Raw genomic sequence first — 16,791 nt, 5'->3', positions numbered from 1 at the left:
ACGGATAGGAAAGTTGATATTTAGGAGAATTGGCCGATGGAAATCGTTCGCGCCCTCAGCGGGTCTTTTCGGTCTGGAAGCGGCGTTCCAGGAGGCTGACGAGACGGACCATCGGCCAGAGAAAGATCAGGTAGACCAGCGCCGCGCCGATCAGCGGTGAAGGATTGGCATAGAGCGATTGCGCATTGGTCGCTTCCTTCAGCAGTTCAGGCAATGCTACCGTGGAGGCGAGCGAGGTGTCCTTGAACATCGAAACGCAATTGCTGGTCATCGGTGGAATGACGACGCGGATCGCCTGCGGCAGTACCACCTTGCGCAGGGTCAGCAAGAACGGCAGGCCGAGTGCCTGCGCCGCCTCGAACTGGCCGCGCGGAATGCTTTCTATGCCGGAGCGGAACACCTCGGCCGAATAGGCCGCCATGATGATGGCGAAGGCCATCACCGCGGACGTCCACGATGACAGGCGAATGCCGAGGAACGGCAGCGCATAGTAGATCAGGATCAGCACGACCAGCACCGGCATCGCCCGGAAAATGTCGATGTAGCCGACAGCCAGCAGCCGAAGCGGCTTTGGCGCATAGAGCCGCACCAGGCTGACCGCGAGGCCGACGGGAATACCGATGCCGATGCTCATGATTCCGAGCAGCAGCGTGTTCAGGAAGCCGCGCAGCAGCGCCGGCAGGCTGGAGACCATGACGTCGGCGTTGAAGAAGGTGTCCAGCAGCGACATCGCAGCATTCCCGAAACGTTTGGCGTCCCGCGACGCTCGAGCCCGAGCCCGAAATCCGAAATCGTGCCGGCACGAAAGCCGGCACGACATTTAAGCGCGAACTGCCGTTCAGGCCTTCGGCATAGGCATTTCCTTGACGGTCGAGGAATCGGCCGGTGCGTCGCTGCCGAACCACTTCTTGTGGATCGCGGCCAGCGTGCCGTCCGTCTTCATCGCGGTCAGCGCGTCGTTCAGCTTGCCGAGCAGCGGGTGGTCCTTGGTCATCATCAGGCCGTACTGCTCGCCGGTCTTGATGCGCTCTTTTACCGCCAGATCCTTCATCTTGGTGAAGGAATATTCCAGGCCCGGAATATCGCTGACCACCGCATCGACGCGGCCTGACCCGAGATCGAGCAGCAAATTCTGCTGGGTGTCGTAGCCCTTGACGTCACTGAACCCGTCCGCTTCCTGGTGCGCCTTGACCCAGGCTTCGCCGGTCGAGCCGGACAGCACGCCGACGATCTTGCCCTTGAGGTCGGCCTCGGCCTTGATTGGGCTGTCGGCCTTCGCGGCGATGCCCATGTCGGAATCATAGTAGGGCTGCGTGAACGACTGCGACTTCAGCCGCTCCGGCGTGATGGTGATCGACGAGATGGCGACGTCGATGCGCTTCGAGGTGGTGGCGGCGAACAGCGCCTGGAAACCGAGGTCGGCGATATCAGTGGTCATGCCGATACGCTTTGCCGCTTCGTTGATGATGTCGACTTCGAAACCCTCGAATGTGCCGCTCTCGTTCTTGTATTCAAAAGGCGGATTGGTCGGATAGGCGCCGACATTCAGCGTGCCTTCGGCATAGGCCGGGCCGCCGGCGATGCCGATAGCGGCAGCAACAAGAAGCAGGTTGCGACGGGTGAAGTTCATTTTCGTTCCCTCTGGTTGTGATCGGGCGGGTTTGGCCCCGCACGGTTTTGATGCGCCAAGTGACCGGACTGCCGGAAAGCCCTCCCGGCACGGCAGTCGCAAGACATCGGATGCTATCCAAAGTACCGCGCTTTTCAAGGCGAAAGTTTTAAGCTTAAAAAATTGCGCATGTTGCCGTCAGTCCGGAATAACCGCCGTGGCCTGGATCTCAACCTTGGCGCGATCCTCGACCAGCGCCATCACCTGCATGGCGGCCATCGCCGGAAAATGCCGGCCGATCACCTCGCGATAGACCTCGCCGATCCCCCTGAGATTGGCCAAATATTCTGCCTTGTCGGTAAAGTACCAGGTCATCGAGGTGATATGCTCCGGCTTGGCGCCGGCCTCGGCGAGCACAGCAACAATATTGGCCAGCGTCTGCCGCACCTGGCCGACAAAATCATCTGTCTCGAAGCGGCCCTGCCCGTTCCAGCCGACCTGCCCGCCGACGAAGACAAGCTGCCCACGCGCGGCGACGCCATTGGCGTAGCCGACGGGTTTCGCCCAGCCTTCCGGCTGCAGGATGGTGTGCATATCAAAGCCTCCCAATGCTCAAATCCGGTCGCTCAAAACTCGAAGACAATCAATTCTTCCACATAAACTCCGGTCTCAGGCCGCTCCCAATACCTGTCGCGCAATCACCACCTTCTGCACGTCCGACGCCCCCTCGTAGATGCGCAGCGCCCGGATCTCGCGATACAGGCTTTCAACGATATGGCCCCTGCGGACGCCGTCGCCGCCATGCAGCTGCACAGCCTTGTCGATCACCGCTTGCGCTTTGTCGGTAGCGAACAGCTTGGCCATGGCGGCTTCGCGGGTAACCCGAGCGGCCCCCATGTCCTTGGTCCAAGCGGCGCGGTAGACCAGCAAGGCGGCGGCATCGACATCCAGCGCCATGTCGGCGATGTGGCCCTGCACCATCTGCAGCTCGGCCATCGGCGCACCGAACAGCCTGCGCTCGGCCACTCTTTTGATGCTTTCGTCCAGCGCGCGCCGGGCAAAGCCGAGCGCCGCTGCGCCGACAGTCGAACGGAACACATCGAGCACGGACATGGCGATGCGAAAACCGTCACCGGGTTTGCCGACCAGCGCCGAGGCTGGAACGCGTGCGTTGTCAAAGGATAGCCGGGCGAGCGGGTGCGGCGCGATCACTTCCAGCCGCTCGGCGACGATCAGTCCCTCGGTTTCGGAAGGCACGACAAAGGCGGAAAGCCCCTTGGCGCCGGGCACCTCGCCGGTACGGGCAAAGACAACATAAAAGTCAGCGATACCGCCGTTGGAGATCCAGGTCTTTTCGCCGGACAAGAGATAGCTGTCGCGGTCACGCGTGGCTGTCATTTCCATGTTGGCAACGTCCGAGCCAGAACGCGGCTCCGACAGCGCGAAAGCCGAAATCGCCTTGCCAGCCCGTGTCTTCGCCAGCCAGCGCTGCTGGTCTTGCGTGCCGAACAGGCTGAGCGCACCGGTGCCGAGCCCTTGCATGGCGAAGGCGAAATCGGCCAGCCCGTCATGCCGGGCCAGCGTCTCGCGTGTGAGGCAGAGCGTGCGCACGTCGAGCGGTGAGGGGTTGTCGGTGTCGAGCGCCGTCGGCTTCAGCCAGCCGTCCTTGCCGAGCTTGGCCACCAGCTCGCGGCAGGCCGCGTCGACATCGTCATGCGCGACCGGCAGGTTCTTGGCGCACCATGCCTCCAGCCGCTCTGCCAGCTCGCGGTGATTGTCCTCGAAGAACGGCCAGGAGAGGAAGGAACGGTCAGGCATTGCTGCCTCCACAGTTCTCCGGCCCTGGCGCTCCACGGCGCCCCCCTCTGTCCTGCCGGACATCTCCCCCTCTAGGGGGGAAATTGGCAGCTCCGGCGTCGGCTCCCATCTTGCGGCGGTGGCGATTGGCGAAGGCCGCAGCGACATTCGATCTCCCCCCTTGAGGGGGAGATGGCCGGCAGGCCAGAGGGGGGCGCTGTCCCGCCAACGTCTCCACGGAAACGATCATCCTCAATCCCCCTCGAACACCGGCTTCTCCTTGGCCACGAAAGCCGTGTACGCCCGCTCGAAGTCACGGGTCTGCATGCAGATCGCCTGCGCCTGCGCTTCCGCTTCGATCGCCTGGTCAAGCCCCATCGACCATTCCTGGTTCAGCTGCGTCTTGGTCATGCCATGGGCGAAGGTCGGGCCGGAAACGATGCGCGCAGCCATGTCGAGCGCGTCGGCCTCGAGCGTTGCGGCATCGACCAGCCGGTTGTAGAAGCCCCAGCGCTCGCCTTCCTCGGCGCTCATCGTGCGGCCGGTATAGAGCAGCTCGGCGGCGCGACCCTGGCCAATGATGCGTGGCAGGATCGCGCAGGCGCCCATGTCACAGCCGGCAAGGCCGACGCGGGTGAACAGGAATGCCGTCTTGGCTTGAGGTGTGGCGATGCGGATATCGGAAGCCATGGCGATAATCGCGCCGGCGCCAACCGCCACGCCGTCGACCGCCGCGATAATCGGCTTGCCGCAATTCAGCATCGCCTTGACGAAATCGCCGGTCATGCGGGTGAAGGCGAGCAGCGCCTTCATATCCATCTCGACCAGCGGGCCGATGATGTCGTGGACATCGCCGCCCGAGCAGAAATTGCCGCCATTGGGAAGGAACACCACCGCATCGACATCGTCGGCATAGACGAGATCGCGAAAAATGTCGCGCAATTCGGCATAGCTGTCGAAGGTCAACGGGTTCTTGCGCTCCGGCCGATCGAGCCGGATCTTTGCGACCTTGCCTTCGACCTGCCAGAGGAAATGCTTCGGCTTGCGGCCAGCCATCTTCGTCATTCCCGTCCCTCCCAATTGCTGCGGAAGGAGGTCAGCATGCCGGTCAGCCGGCGCGCCTCGTCCTCGCTCACATTGCCCAGCAATTCGCCGACCCATTTCTCATGCGCGGCGGCGATCACGGCGAAAGTCTTCGACCCTTCTTCGGTCAGCCGCACCATCGAGGTGCGGCGGTCGCCATTGCGTCGGGCTCGCATCACCAACCCTTCCGAGACCAGCCGGTCGATGATGCCGGTGACATTGCCGTTGGACACCAACAGGAAGCGCGAAAGATCGCTCATCAGCATGCCCTCCGGCGCCCTGTAGAGCGCGGCCATCACGTCGAAGCGTGGCAGCGTTGTGTTGAACTCTTGCCGCAGGCGTTCGCGCAGCTCGGCCTCGATGGTGCGCGAGGCGCGCAGCAGGCGTATCCACAGCCGCAGGCGGTCCTTGCCGGGTCCGGACGGGGCGGGCAGGGGACCGGCTACCATGTCTCACCTCCGGAGATCGAAATCGTCTGCCCGGTGATCGACCGGGCGGCGTCGCTACACAGATAAAGTACCGCGGCCGCAATTTCTTCCGGCTGGATGAAGCGGCCTTGCGGGTTGCTCGCGGCTAGGCTTGTCCGTGCCTGCTCGGACGAGCGGCCGGTCGTTTGGACGATGCGCTGGACGGCGCTCTCCAGCATCTCGGTTTCGACAAACCCTGGGCACACGGCATTCACTGTTATGCCGGACTTGGCGGTCTCGACGGCGAGTGCCCGCATCAGGCCGACGACGCCATGCTTGGCGGCAACGTAAGCTGCGACATAGGGATAACCTTTCAGTCCGGCGGTGGAAGCGACGAAGATGAGACGGCCAGCCTTGCGCACCGCCATGCCGGCCAACGCCGGCTTCATCGTCAGGAACGCACCGGTCAGGTTGACGTCGAGCGTGCGCTGCCAGTCTGCCAGCGAGGTCCGCTGCGCCGGGGCACTGCCGGACATGCCGGCATTGGCGACGACGATGTCGAACGCTCCGCGTGCCGCTTCCGCGGCCTCGTAGAGCGACGCCATCGATGCCTCGTCGGTGACGTCGGCGGAAACGGCGAAGATGCGGTTGTTCTCGGCGGCGACCTCGGCAAGCGGTTCTTCACGCCGGCCGCAGATGGTCACGTCGATACCGGCGCCGGCCAGTGCCAGCGCGATTGCGCGGCCGACGCCGGAGCCGCCGCCGGTGACCAGCGCATGCCGCCCCGAAATCGTCGCCGCGGCACTCATACTTTCAACCCCGCTGCCGCTTCGCGCTCGGCCAGCCGGAAGAGCTGGTCGCGGCCGGGCAGATAGGGATCCGGCCATTTGGCGCCGCGATCGCCAAGCGTGACGGCCGCGTGCAGCGTCCAATAGGGATCGGCAAGATGCGGCCTAGCCAGTGCGACGAGATCGGCGCGGCCCGCCATCAGGATCGAGTTGACGTGGTCCAGCTCATAGATATTGCCGACCGCCATCGTCGCCATGCCGACCTCGTTGCGGATGCGATCGGAAAACGGCGTCTGGAACATGCGGCCATAGACCGGTCTTGCCACGGCCGAAGTCTGGCCGGCCGATACGTCGCAGATGTCTACGCCGGCCTCATGCAGCAGCCGCGCGATCTCTACGGCATCGGCCGGCGTCACGCCTTCGATGCCCAGCCAGTCATTGGCGGAGATGCGCATCGAGATCGGCTTCTCGGCCGGCCACGCGGCGCGCACCGCATGAAAGATTTCCAAGGGATAGCGCATGCGGTTTTCCAGCGAGCCGCCATAGGTGTCGGTGCGCCGGTTGGTCAGGGGCGTGATGAAGGAGGACAGGAGATAGCCGTGCGCGGCGTGGATTTCGAGCATGTCGAAGCCGCAGCGCGCCGCCATCTGGGCCGAGGCGACAAACTGGTCGCGCACCATATCCATGTCGGCGCGGTCCATCGCCTTCGGCACCTGGTTCTCCGGCGACCACGGCACGGAAGACGCTGCCATGACCGGCCAATTGCCTGAGGGCAGTGGCACGTCGGTTCCCTGCCAGCCGACCCTGGTCGACCCCTTGGCACCGGAATGGCCGATCTGGGCGCAGATCTTGGCCTCGGTCTCGGCATGGACGAACTCCACCAGTCGCTTCCAGGCGACCTCATGCTCGGGTGCATAAAAACCGGGGCAGCCAGGCGTGATGCGGCCCTCCGGACTGACGCAGGTCATCTCGATGTAGAGGAGGCCGGCGCCGCCCTTGGCCCGTTCGGCGTAATGGGCGAAATGCCAGTCGGTCGGACAGCCGTCGACCGCTTTGTATTGTGCCATCGGCGAGACGACGACGCGGTTCTGCAGCGCCATGTCGCGCAGCCGGAACGGCGCGAACATCGGTGCGCGACGCAGATTGTTGCCCCCGGCGCCGGCCTGGCGCTGGAACCACTCCTCGGCGCCGGCCAGCCACTCGGCATCGCGCAGCCGCAAATTCTCGTGACTGATGCGCTGCGAACGCGTCAGCAGCGAATAGTTGAACTGCACCGGATCGAGGCCGAGATAGCGCTCGACCTCCTCGAACCATTCGAGCGAATTGCGCGCCGCCGACTGCAGCTTCAGCACTTCGGTGCGGCGGGCGTCCTCATATTTGCTGAAGGCTGCCTCGAGGTCCGGCTCGGACTCGACATAGTCGGCCAGCGCCACCGCGCTTTCCAGCGCCAGCTTGGTGCCGGAGCCGATCGAGAAATGCGCGCTCGCCGCCGCGTCGCCCATCAGTGCCAGGTTCTTGTAGGACCAGCGTTCGCACAAGACACGCGGGAAATTGATCCAGGCCGAGCCGCGGATATGATTTGCGTTGGTCATCAGCGCGTGGCCGCCGAGATGGCGGGCAAAGATGCGCTCGCAGACGGCAATCGATTCCTGCTGCGACATCGCGCCGAAGCCGAAGCGCTGCCAGGTCGGCTCGCTGCATTCGACGATGAAGGTCGCGGTATCGCTGTCGAACTGGTAGGCATGCGCCCACACCCAGCCATGCTCGGTCTTTTCGAAGATGAAGGTGAAGGCGTCGTCGAATTTCTGGTGGGTGCCGAGCCAGACGAACTTGCATCTACGAATGTCGATATCGGGCTTGAACACGTCGACGAAGGCGCTCCGCGCTTTCGAGTTCAGCCCATCGGCGGCGACGACCAGGTCGTGCGTCTCCATATATGGCTTGGGATCGGCGATATCGGTCTCGAACACCAGCTTGACGCCGAGTTCGCGCGCCCGCCGCTGCAGCAGGGTGAGCAGCCGCTTGCGGCCGATGCCGCAAAAGCCGTGACCGGTCGAAACCGTTCGCACGCCGTCATGGATGACGGCGATATCGTCCCAATAGGCGAAATGCTTGCGGATCCAGACGGCGCTGACCGGGTCGTTCCTGGCCAGGTTCTCCAGCGTTTCGGCCGACAGCACGACGCCCCAGCCAAACGTATCGTCGGCACGGTTGCGCTCGAACACCGTCACCTCATGCGCCGCATCTCGGAGCTTCATCGAGATGGCAAAGTAGAGGCCGGCTGGTCCGCCGCCGAGAACCGCAACTTTCATCGTGCGATCTCCTCTTCGTTTCTGTTTGTCGAGTTTACGCCTGAGGACGATTAATTCAAGCTTGAAGTTTCAAGATTGAAGCAATCAGCCCCAGATAACCCGTCTTGCCGGCAAACGGCTCCGCAGGCCAGGGACTCCCGGGCTATTTTCCCGGGTTCTTCGGGCTCCACAGCACCGTTTCTGCATCCTTTTCATAGGCCATGCCATTGGGATAGCTGATCGCTTCCAACTGCAAGCCCCAAGGGGCCTGGAAGTAAAGGACGGTCTGGCCGGCGGCCGGGCCTTCGGTAACCGGCAGCGGCCCCATTCGCGTCTTGACGCCCTTGCCGTCAAGATAGGCTTTTGCGGCGGCGATGTCGTCGACATAGAAGGCGATATGGAAGCCGCCTATGTCGCTATTGCGAGGCGTCAGGTCCTTCTGGTCCGGCGCGGTGTATTTGAACAGCTCGATGTTCGACCCGTGTCCGCAGCGGACCAGGGTGATCTCCTCGATCACCGCCTTGGGATCGACGCCCAGCAGATCCTGCATGAATGTGCCCTTGTCGTCGGCGAACGGGCCGAACGACATCGCCTTCCTGCAGCCAACCACTTCGGTGAAGAAATCGACCGCCTGCTGCATGTCGGGGACGGTGACGCCGGTGTGATCGTGGCCACACATGCCGGGTATGGAACTGGCGTAAGCCGTGCCGATGCTTCCCAGCACGGTGGCGGTGAGCACTGCGTAGCGGATTGCATTCTTCATGTCAGTAATCCTCCATCGCGGGACATCTTGCCGGGCGCACGCCCGAGGCCCGCTCTTCGGCGTGCGAATAGGATTGTGCTTCATGCCGGCGCCTTTGCGGCGGGAAGTAGCCAGCCGTCATCGATCTCGGGCAGCGGAATGGCGGCGAGGAGGTCGCGCGTGTAGGCCTGCTGCGGGTGCTCGAACAAAGTATCCGTCGCGCTGGCTTCGACGATCGCGCCTTCGCGCATGACGATCACTTGACGGCACAGCCGCCGGATCACCGACAGATCATGGCTGATGAAGGCAACGGTCAGGCCCATTTCGGCGGCGAGTTTTTCGAGCAGCGTCAGGATCTGCGCCTGCGTCGACACGTCGAGGCCGGAGACGATTTCGTCGGCCAGCACGAATTTCGGCGACAGCGCCAGCGCCCGGGCAATTCCGACGCGCTGGCGCTGGCCGCCCGACAGTTCGTGGCGGTAGCGGCTGGCAAAGCTTTGCGGCAGGCCGACGCGCTGCAATGCCTCTGCGACACGCCCCTTGAGATTGTCGCCAAATCCGTTCTGCTTGAGCGGTGCTGCGATGATGCTGAAGATGGTGCGGCGCGGATTGAGCGACGACATCGGATCCTGGAAGATCATCTGCAGATTACGGCGCAGCGGCCGGAGCTCGGCCTCAGGCAGATGTGTGATGTCGCGGCCGTCGAAGGTGACGGTGCCGGCACTGGGCTCCAGAAGCCGCACCAACGCGCGGCCAAGCGTCGATTTGCCGGAGCCGGATTCGCCGACGATGCCGGTCACCGAGCCCCTGGGCAGGTCGAAATCGAGGCCTTTCAGGATCTCGGCCAGCGGCGCCCGGCCGATCAGCGGCTTACGCGTCATGTCGGGCAGCGCAACCTTCAACCCGCGCACGGAAAACAGCGGCTCAGCCATGCGGCGGCCTCCAGGCCTGGTCGGCGGCGGCGATCTCCGAGGCCAGCCCGGCCAGTACTTTATCGTCGACCGGTTTTAGCGACGCGAACGGATCGGTGTAGCGCGGCGTCGCCGCCATCAGTGCCCGCGTATAAGGATGCTGCGGTGAAGCGAAGAGCGCTGCCGTCTCGGCCTCCTCCACCACCTTGCCGGCATAGAGCACGGAAACTTTCTGGCTGATCTTGGCGACGACGCCGAGATCGTGGGTGACGAACAGGATCGCCGTGCCGTGCTCGCGCTGCAATTGCGCGATCAGCCGCAAGATCTGCTTCTGCACAGTCACGTCGAGCGCCGTGGTCGGCTCGTCGGCGACGATCAGCCTTGGTTCGGCTGCGAACGCCGCGGCGATCAGCACGCGCTGGCGCATGCCGCCGGACAGCTCGTGCGGATAGCATTTGAGGACACGCTCGGGGTCGCGGATCCGCACCTCGTCCAGCAATTGGCGGATGCGTGCATCGGCCTTCTCACCGCTCCAGCCGAGGATGCGCACCAGGCGGTCGGTCATCTGCGGGTCGATGCGCCGTGACGGATTGAGCGCCGTCAGCGGGTCCTGCGGGATCAGCGCCGTGCGCGCGCCGATCAGCGTGCGCCTTGCCCTGGGCTGGAGCCGGCCGAGGTCCTCGCCCTCGAGCAGCATATCGCCTTCGACGATGCGCACGCTGGGTGGCAGCACGCCGAGCACCGCCTTGCCGATCATCGTCTTGCCGGCGCCGCTCTCCCCGACCAGCGCGCGGACCTCCCCGGGCTGAACGGAGAGCGATACCGAGCGCAGCACGCGCAAGCCATTGGGCAGCACTGCGCTAAGGTCGCGTATGTCGAGGCAGGATTTCGCCAGCGCGTTCATCGCAGCACCGGATCGAAACGCGCCCTGAGACCTTCGCCGAACTGGCTGAACGACAGCACCGTCAGGATCAGGGTGACCAGCGGGAACACCAGCACCCACCAGGCCTGATGGATCGACAGGCGGCCCTCGGCGATGATGCCGCCCCAGGTCGGGTCGTCGGTCGAGATCGACAGATTGACGAAGGACAGGATCGCCTCGACGATGACGGCAATGCCCATCTCCAGCGACAGCAGTGCCACGATCGACGGCACCACATTGGGCAGCACCTCGCGCAGCATGATGCCGATGCGGCCATAGCCGGCGATGCGGGCGTTCTCGACATAATCCATGCGCGACTGGCCCATCGTCTCGGCGCGGATCACCCGGCAGAAGCGCGTCCAGTCGATGACGGCGATGGCGATGATGACCGAGCTCAAGCCGGTGCCGAGCACGGCAACCAAAAGGATGGCAAACAGCACCGGCGGAAACGCCATCCAGACATCGACAACGCGGGAGATGATGCGGTCGGCCCAGCCGCCGAAATAGCCGGCGATCAGGCCGAGCGCCGAGCCGACCAGGCAGGCGGCGATGGCGGCGGCGAAGGCGACGATGAAGGCGATGCGGGCACCGAAGATCAGCCGCGACAGGAGATCGCGGCCGAGGCTGTCGGTGCCGAGCCAGTAGCCGGGCTCAGCACCGCTCAGCCAGAACGGCGGCAGGCGTTCGAACATCAGGTCCTGCGCCAGTGGGTCCTGTGGTGCGACCAGCGGCGCGAAGATCGCGGCAAGGAGCGCGAGCAATAGCCAGCCGCCAGCCAGCCACAGGCGTGCCCGCGACCCATGTCTTGAAATGCGGGCCTCATCCATGGCGCAGCCTCGGATTGAGCAGCGCATACATCATGTCGACGGCAAGGTTGATCAGCACGAACAGCAGCGCGAACACCAGCACAATGCCCTGGATCAGCGGCAGGTCGCGATTGATGACGGCGTCGATCGCCATATTGCCGAGGCCTTCATAGGAAAACAGCCGTTCGACGATGACCGTGCCGCCGATCAGGAAGGTGAACTGCACGCCGACCAGCGTCAGCGTCGGCAGCGCCGCGTTCTTCAGCGCCTCGCGCAGGATGACCTGCGTTTCCGAAAAGCCCTTTACCCGCGCCAGCACGACATAGTCGAGGTCGAGCACTTCTTTCAGCGACTGTTTCAGCAGCTGCGAGATGATCGCGGCCAGCGGCAGCGCCAGCGCCATCGCCGGCATCAGCATGTGTGCCAGCAGGTCCCTGGTCAGGTCGAAGCGCAGCCGTACGATGCTTTCGAACAGATAGAATTGCGTGGCGAAGGGCAGGTCGAGCTGCGGCGACACCCGGCCGGAAATGTCGAAAATAGGCACCAGCACGCCGAACAGAAGGATCAGTACTAGGCCCCACAGGAAATCGGGAATCGAGAGCGCCGCACCGCTGGCAATGTCGATGCCGGCTTCGACCGCGGTGCCGCGCTCGCGCGCGCCGAGGATCGCCGTCGTGCCGCCGATCGCCAGCGCCATCAAAAGCGCGGCGATCGCGAGTTCCAGTGTCGCCGGGAGGCGATTGAACACCAGCCCCAGCACATCCTGCCGCAGCGAAATCGACGTGCCGAAATCACCCCTGACGACACCGGCCAGCCAGATGAAGAATTGCTGGACGATGGTCTTGTCGAGCCCGTAAAGCGCGCGCAACCGCGCGACGTCGGCATCGGTCGCGCCGGGCGGCAGCATCATCGCGATCGGATCGCCGGGCGCGACGCGGATGACGACGAAGACGACGACGGCCACGCCGAACAGCGTGATCGCCATCGTCAGAAGACGGATCAGGAATCTTTGCAGCAGCATGGGCGCCCGTGGCGGAAAATGCGCGTCGTCATTCCGGACGGCGCGCGGCAAGCCGAAGACTGTTTCAGGCCGGGCTCATCAGCGCCGGCAGAAGTGCGCCGGACACATGCTGCACGACATTGACGCCCTTGGCATGCACGATTGGTTGCGCATACTGGATCAGCGGCAGCACATAGGCCTGTTCGGCGATGTATTTGTCGACGGCCTTCCAGCCGGCAATGCGCTTGGCCTCGTCCTTCTCGCCCCACAATGGATTGATCATGTCGATCAGATCCTGGCTGTCCCACACCGAATGCGGGCTTGGGCCATACATGGCAAAGCCGGTCGACGTCGTGGGGTCGCCGATGGCGTTGCCCCAATTGTAGAAGGCTGCCGGCGCCAGCTTGTCGGCGGCGCGCAGCTCATAGTGCTTGGCGATCTCGTAGACCTCGATCGTTGCCTCGATGCCGACCTTGCGCCACATGCCGACGATCGCCTGGATCATCTCGTAGTCCTTGGGCTTGAAGCCCTTGGTCGTCTGTATCGTGAACTTGACCGGCTTTTCCGGCGAATAGCCGGATGCGGCCAGCAATTCCTTGGCCTTTTCCAGGTTGTGCTCGACCTTGATCGACGCATCGTAGGCGGCGTATTCCTGCGTCTCCAGCGTATCGATGGGCTGGCCGTAGCCGCGCAGCAACCGATCGACCAGCAGCTTCTTGTCGACCGCCATCACCGCCGCCTGGCGGACGTTCTTGTCCAGCATCACGTCGATGTCGTTGAAGAAGATCATGCCGATGTCGGAAACATTCTTGCATGAGCCGGCAAGCCCGTCCTTGGCGATCAGGCGGTCATATTCCTCATAAGGAATTTCCAGCGTCACCTGCGAGGAACCGGACTCGATCTCGGCGACGCGGCTCGCCGCATCGGTGACAAACTTGATCGTCACGTTTTCGAAGGCCGGCTTGCCGCCCCAGTAGTTCGGGTTGGCCTTGAGCCGCAGGAAGGCGTTGCGCTCGAATTTGTCGACCATATAGGGCCCGGTGCCGATCGGAGCTTTCTCGAAGCCTTCGGCGCCGACCTTTTCGTAATAGGCCTTTGGCATGATGTAGCCGGTGAGGAACGACATCCACTTGAAATACACTGGGTCGAATTGCACGACGTCGCCGGTGATCTTGTTGCCGTCGATCTTGAAGTTGTTGACGTTCTTCCAGACGAACTGGATCGGGTTGCCGGTCTTCTCGTCGCCCGCCCGCTGCAGCGACCAGACCACGTCTTCGGCCGTAAATGGCGAGCCGTCATGCCAGGTGACGCCCTCGCGCACCGTCATCGTGATCTTGCTGCGATCTTCGTTCCAGCCCCATTCGGTGAGCAGGCCGGGCGCGAAGGAAAGGTCCGGCTTCTGCGGGATGAACTGGTCGAACACCGATTGGTAAAGGCCCTGGATGGTCGGGTTGACTGCCGAAGGCCCGGTGGTCGGATCCCAGGACGGCAGGTTGACATTGTAGGCGATGGTCAGTTCGCCGGCTGCCTTGGCCTGTTGCGGCAGGCCGAGCGCCGTGGCGCCAAGTGCGGCCGCGCCATATCCGAGCAATTCTCGTCTGTTGATTGTCATGGTCGTTCCCCTGTTGCTTTTATGCGCGGTGTCGTTGTCAATCGGTGGGTTCAGGCTCCTTGGGCAACCGCGCCTTCTCCTCCTTCACCCTAGTTGAAAATTACGGCTTTACCTCCCGCCAAGTTGTTGCGCGAGCATGAAGCCCGACGCCGCCCCGGTGCCGGCGCCCGGCCATGTTGCCGCCCCGGTCAGGTGCAGATTGCCGACCGGCGTGTTCCAGCGGGCGTAACCGCGCGCCGGCCGGAACAGGAAATTCTGCGCCAGATGATGGCTGCCGCAGATCTGGTCGCCGCCGACAAGGTTCGGGTTCTCGCGTTCGAGGTCGATGGGCGAGAACACGGCACGGCCGAGGATCTTCCGGCGAAGGCCGGGCGCATAGCGCTCGATAATGTCGAGGACGCGCTCGGCGTAGCGCTCCTTGACCTCGTCCCAGTGAGCCGCTGCGATCGTGCCCGCCGCATCGCCCACAATCTCGGCCGGCAGCATGCGCACTTGCATCCAAAGAACGTGCTTGCCGTCGGGCGCGCGCGATGCGTCCACCGCCGTCGGCTGACCGACGACCAGCACCGGTTCATCCGGCAGCATGCCTGCCATCGCCTGCTGGTAGGTCCGCGACATGGCGTCGAGCGACGGCGAAAGGTGCACATAGGCGAACTGCCGAAGCTCGGCGCCGGCGCGCCAGTCCGGCAGATCGTCGAGCGCCAGATGGATCATCATCGTCCCCGGCGCGTGGCGAAAGTTTTTCATGGCCGTGTCGAAGCCGGCGTCGCCCGATCCATTACGCAAAAGCTTCCCGGTCAGCGCCTTTGGCGCGACACCGGCGATGACGGCCTTGGTGGCGGTGTGGGTGTCGCCTGAAGCAAGCCGCACGCCGGTTGCTTTGCCGGCCGAAATCGTGATTTCGGCGACGTCAGCCCCAGTGACGATCTTGCCGCCGGCGGCCGTGAGCATGCCCGACAAAGCGCGGATGATGGTGTCGGCGCCGCCCTTGCCGAGCACCATGCCGAAGCACTGGTTGGCCATGGATTCGAGGTAAGGGAACACCGCGCCGCCGGCGATATCGGGGGCAAAGTCGAGATGCATGCCCCAGGTGGCGAGCGTCGCCCTGACATGCGGTGACTGGAAAGTCTCCTCGAGCCACGCGCGGGGTGAGGAAAGCAGCAACCGCCCGGTATCGAGCGCGCCAGCAAAACCCTGCTTGCGCCACAGGTTCCAGGCGGTGCCGGCGAGTGCTCGGCCGCTCATCGGCGAGCCCAGCAGCCGGAACAGATGCTCGGCTTGCGTCGGGAATGCCGCAACCAGACCACGCCATGTCTGTGCGTCGGCCTCCGAAAAAGCGGCTATCCGTCCAGTGGTCTTCTCCAGGTCGCTGCTGACGCCGAACCAGCGACCGTCGGGGAAGGCGCTGGCAAAACAGTCGGCCACCGGCACAAATTCCAGCCCGTGGGTTTTCAATTCATTTGCATATTTCTTGTGAAAGGCCGAGCCGGCGAACAGGCCCAGATTCATTGCGCCGAAATCGTGCCGGAAGCCCGGAAGCGTGAATTCGCGCGTCTGGACGGCGCCGCCGATCGTTGGATTGCGTTCGAAAATCGCTGTTTTCCAGCCTTTGAGCGCCAGATGCGCGGCGCATGCCAGACTGTTGTGGCCTGCCCCGACAAATATGGCGTCGAACTCACTCACGCCCCGTCCCATTTCCTTTATGCTTAAAGATAATTGCAGATGCATATGTTTTCGTCTAGTAGGATATTAAGGGCCGCGAGAGCCTTCAGCACCATCGAGAAAGAGGGAACAGAGACCATGGACACACAACAACTTCTAGGCGAAGTCGCCGGCCAGCTGCTTTCTGGCGCCATCCAGGTGGTCGACCTGACGGCGCCGCTCGGGCCGGACACGCCGCTGATCAAGCTGCCGCCGGAACTGGCGGTCGACACGCCGAAGATCGAGATCCACGCCATCTCCGCCTATGACAAGAATGGCCCGTGGTGGGCGTGGAACTGGCTCAAGCTCGGCGAGCATTCGGGCACGCATTTCGACGCGCCCAACCACTGGATTACCGGCAAGGATTATCCGGACGGCGCTACCGACACCATTCCGGCGCACAACTTCGTCGGCCCGGTCAACGTCATCGACTGTTCGAAGCAAGCGGCAGCCGATCACGACTTCCTGCTCACCGTCGATCACATCAAGGCATGGGAAGCCGAACATGGCGCTATCAACGCGGGCGAGTGGGTGGTGATGCGCACCGACTGGTACAAGCGCAACGGCTCGGAAGCCGAGTTCCTCAACGCCAATGAGACCGGCCCGCACACGCCTGGCCCGACCGCCGAAGCCATCCAGTATCTGATCGGCAAGGACATCAAGGGCTGGGGCAGCGAGACGATCGGCACCGATGCCGGCAAGGCCGGCGGCATGGAGCCGCCATTCCCGGCGCACAGCCTGATGCACAAGGCCAACCGCTACGGCCTCGCCAGCCTTTGCAACCTCGACCGGCTGCCGCCGAAGGGCGCGATCCTGATCGCGGCGCCGCTCAAGATCGAGCACGGTACCGGCAGCCCGATCCGCGCGTTGGCGTTGGTGCCAAGGCAATAGGGTAGCTGCGGTCTTCGGGAGAAGATCATGTGCGCAGGCAATATCGTGATGATGGGTAGAGGGTGGCAGCTTGGCAAGGCTGCCGCTCTACGGCGCCCCCCTCTGTCCTGCCGTACATCTCCCCCTCTAGGGGGGAGATCGGCCGTCGATACTGCCTTCGCCAATCTTCAACGTTGTAGGAATGAGCGGAGCGCCGAAGCCGCTAATCTCCCCCCTAGAGGGGGAGATGTC

General features: G+C 63.7%; 16 protein-coding genes. 1 reads left to right on the top strand and 15 read right to left on the bottom strand.

Annotated features, from left to right (window positions below; translation table 11 throughout):
* Positions 1-55: 55 nt before the first annotated feature.
* The 15 genes from RQ479_RS18230 to RQ479_RS18160 form a co-directional block, all read right to left on the bottom strand.
* The gene (locus RQ479_RS18230) at positions 56-730 is read right to left on the bottom strand and encodes an amino acid ABC transporter permease (protein ID WP_352467502.1); all 675 of its coding nucleotides are present in this window, start codon (positions 728-730) and stop codon (positions 56-58) included.
* A gap of 108 nt (positions 731-838) precedes the next feature.
* Positions 839-1,630, bottom strand: a complete 792-nt coding sequence (locus RQ479_RS18225) for an ABC transporter substrate-binding protein (RefSeq protein WP_352467501.1) — start codon at positions 1,628-1,630, stop codon at positions 839-841.
* 177 nt (positions 1,631-1,807) lie between these two features.
* Complete coding sequence (locus RQ479_RS18220; protein ID WP_352467500.1) at positions 1,808-2,203, bottom strand: RidA family protein; 396 nt, start codon at positions 2,201-2,203, stop codon at positions 1,808-1,810.
* A gap of 75 nt (positions 2,204-2,278) precedes the next feature.
* Positions 2,279-3,427, bottom strand: a complete 1,149-nt coding sequence (locus tag RQ479_RS18215) for an acyl-CoA dehydrogenase family protein (RefSeq protein WP_376702090.1) — start codon at positions 3,425-3,427, stop codon at positions 2,279-2,281.
* A 231-nt stretch (positions 3,428-3,658) separates the two neighbouring features.
* A complete protein-coding gene (locus RQ479_RS18210) occupies positions 3,659-4,471 on the bottom strand; it encodes an enoyl-CoA hydratase family protein (protein ID WP_376702089.1) in 813 nt (270 codons plus the stop codon).
* Complete coding sequence (locus RQ479_RS18205) at positions 4,468-4,938, bottom strand: MarR family winged helix-turn-helix transcriptional regulator (protein WP_254816232.1); 471 nt, start codon at positions 4,936-4,938, stop codon at positions 4,468-4,470. The genes RQ479_RS18210 and RQ479_RS18205 overlap by 4 nt, the downstream gene beginning before the upstream one ends.
* Complete coding sequence (locus RQ479_RS18200; protein ID WP_352467497.1) at positions 4,932-5,705, bottom strand: SDR family NAD(P)-dependent oxidoreductase; 774 nt, start codon at positions 5,703-5,705, stop codon at positions 4,932-4,934. The genes RQ479_RS18205 and RQ479_RS18200 overlap by 7 nt, the downstream gene beginning before the upstream one ends.
* Complete coding sequence (locus tag RQ479_RS18195; RefSeq protein WP_376702088.1) at positions 5,702-7,996, bottom strand: bifunctional salicylyl-CoA 5-hydroxylase/oxidoreductase; 2,295 nt, start codon at positions 7,994-7,996, stop codon at positions 5,702-5,704. Before RQ479_RS18195 ends, RQ479_RS18200 begins: the two co-directional genes overlap by 4 nt.
* 142 nt (positions 7,997-8,138) lie before the next feature.
* Positions 8,139-8,738, bottom strand: coding sequence for a VOC family protein (locus RQ479_RS18190; RefSeq protein ID WP_376702087.1), 600 nt, complete (start codon positions 8,736-8,738; stop codon positions 8,139-8,141).
* Between the two features lie 80 nt (positions 8,739-8,818).
* Positions 8,819-9,649 (bottom strand): ATP-binding cassette domain-containing protein, encoded by an 831-nt coding sequence (locus tag RQ479_RS18185; RefSeq protein ID WP_376702086.1) that lies wholly within the window; start codon positions 9,647-9,649, stop codon positions 8,819-8,821.
* The gene (locus RQ479_RS18180) at positions 9,642-10,532 is read right to left on the bottom strand and encodes an ABC transporter ATP-binding protein (protein ID WP_376702085.1); all 891 of its coding nucleotides are present in this window, start codon (positions 10,530-10,532) and stop codon (positions 9,642-9,644) included. Before RQ479_RS18180 ends, RQ479_RS18185 begins: the two co-directional genes overlap by 8 nt.
* On the bottom strand, positions 10,529-11,377 hold the full coding sequence (locus RQ479_RS18175; RefSeq protein ID WP_376702084.1) for an ABC transporter permease: 849 nt from the start codon (positions 11,375-11,377) through the stop codon (positions 10,529-10,531). Before RQ479_RS18175 ends, RQ479_RS18180 begins: the two co-directional genes overlap by 4 nt.
* Positions 11,370-12,377: an ABC transporter permease gene (locus RQ479_RS18170; RefSeq protein ID WP_376702083.1), complete on the bottom strand. Its 1,008-nt coding sequence runs from the start codon at positions 12,375-12,377 to the stop codon at positions 11,370-11,372. Before RQ479_RS18170 ends, RQ479_RS18175 begins: the two co-directional genes overlap by 8 nt.
* 64 nt (positions 12,378-12,441) lie before the next feature.
* Positions 12,442-13,968: an ABC transporter substrate-binding protein gene (locus RQ479_RS18165; protein WP_376702082.1), complete on the bottom strand. Its 1,527-nt coding sequence runs from the start codon at positions 13,966-13,968 to the stop codon at positions 12,442-12,444.
* Between the two features lie 108 nt (positions 13,969-14,076).
* Entirely contained in the window at positions 14,077-15,651 is a 1,575-nt protein-coding gene (locus RQ479_RS18160) for a phytoene desaturase family protein (RefSeq protein ID WP_376702081.1), read from the bottom strand.
* Between the two features lie 117 nt (positions 15,652-15,768).
* On the opposite strand from RQ479_RS18160, the gene RQ479_RS18155 reads away from it, so the two are divergent.
* Positions 15,769-16,560 carry a cyclase family protein gene (locus RQ479_RS18155; protein ID WP_376702080.1) on the top strand — a complete coding sequence of 264 codons (792 nt, stop codon included), beginning with the start codon at positions 15,769-15,771 and terminating at the stop codon, positions 16,558-16,560.
* Positions 16,561-16,791 lie beyond the last annotated feature (231 nt).

It is taken from the genome of Mesorhizobium sp. ISC25 (assembly GCF_042295465.1).
Taxonomy (GTDB): Bacteria; Pseudomonadota; Alphaproteobacteria; order Rhizobiales; family Rhizobiaceae; genus Mesorhizobium.
Note: the sequence above shows the minus strand (reverse complement) of the source record. Positions and strands in the feature narration are given on the sequence as shown.

Bases quoted from the DNA above. Each gene is read 5' to 3' on its own strand.
- RQ479_RS18230 (WP_352467502.1), bottom strand. From the start codon at position 730: ATGTCGCTGCTGGACACCTTCTTCAACGCCGACGTCATGGTCTCCAGC.
- RQ479_RS18225 (WP_352467501.1), bottom strand. From the start codon at position 1,630: ATGAACTTCACCCGTCGCAACCTGCTTCTTGTTGCTGCCGCTATCGGC.
- RQ479_RS18220 (WP_352467500.1), bottom strand. From the start codon at position 2,203: ATGCACACCATCCTGCAGCCGGAAGGCTGGGCGAAACCCGTCGGCTAC.
- RQ479_RS18215 (WP_376702090.1), bottom strand. From the start codon at position 3,427: ATGCCTGACCGTTCCTTCCTCTCCTGGCCGTTCTTCGAGGACAATCAC.
- RQ479_RS18210 (WP_376702089.1), bottom strand. From the start codon at position 4,471: ATGACGAAGATGGCTGGCCGCAAGCCGAAGCATTTCCTCTGGCAGGTC.
- RQ479_RS18205 (WP_254816232.1), bottom strand. From the start codon at position 4,938: ATGGTAGCCGGTCCCCTGCCCGCCCCGTCCGGACCCGGCAAGGACCGC.
- RQ479_RS18200 (WP_352467497.1), bottom strand. From the start codon at position 5,705: ATGAGTGCCGCGGCGACGATTTCGGGGCGGCATGCGCTGGTCACCGGC.
- RQ479_RS18195 (WP_376702088.1), bottom strand. From the start codon at position 7,996: ATGAAAGTTGCGGTTCTCGGCGGCGGACCAGCCGGCCTCTACTTTGCC.
- RQ479_RS18190 (WP_376702087.1), bottom strand. From the start codon at position 8,738: ATGAAGAATGCAATCCGCTACGCAGTGCTCACCGCCACCGTGCTGGGA.
- RQ479_RS18185 (WP_376702086.1), bottom strand. From the start codon at position 9,649: ATGGCTGAGCCGCTGTTTTCCGTGCGCGGGTTGAAGGTTGCGCTGCCC.
- RQ479_RS18180 (WP_376702085.1), bottom strand. From the start codon at position 10,532: ATGAACGCGCTGGCGAAATCCTGCCTCGACATACGCGACCTTAGCGCA.
- RQ479_RS18175 (WP_376702084.1), bottom strand. From the start codon at position 11,377: ATGGATGAGGCCCGCATTTCAAGACATGGGTCGCGGGCACGCCTGTGG.
- RQ479_RS18170 (WP_376702083.1), bottom strand. From the start codon at position 12,377: ATGCTGCTGCAAAGATTCCTGATCCGTCTTCTGACGATGGCGATCACG.
- RQ479_RS18165 (WP_376702082.1), bottom strand. From the start codon at position 13,968: ATGACAATCAACAGACGAGAATTGCTCGGATATGGCGCGGCCGCACTT.
- RQ479_RS18155 (WP_376702080.1), top strand. From the start codon at position 15,769: ATGGACACACAACAACTTCTAGGCGAAGTCGCCGGCCAGCTGCTTTCT.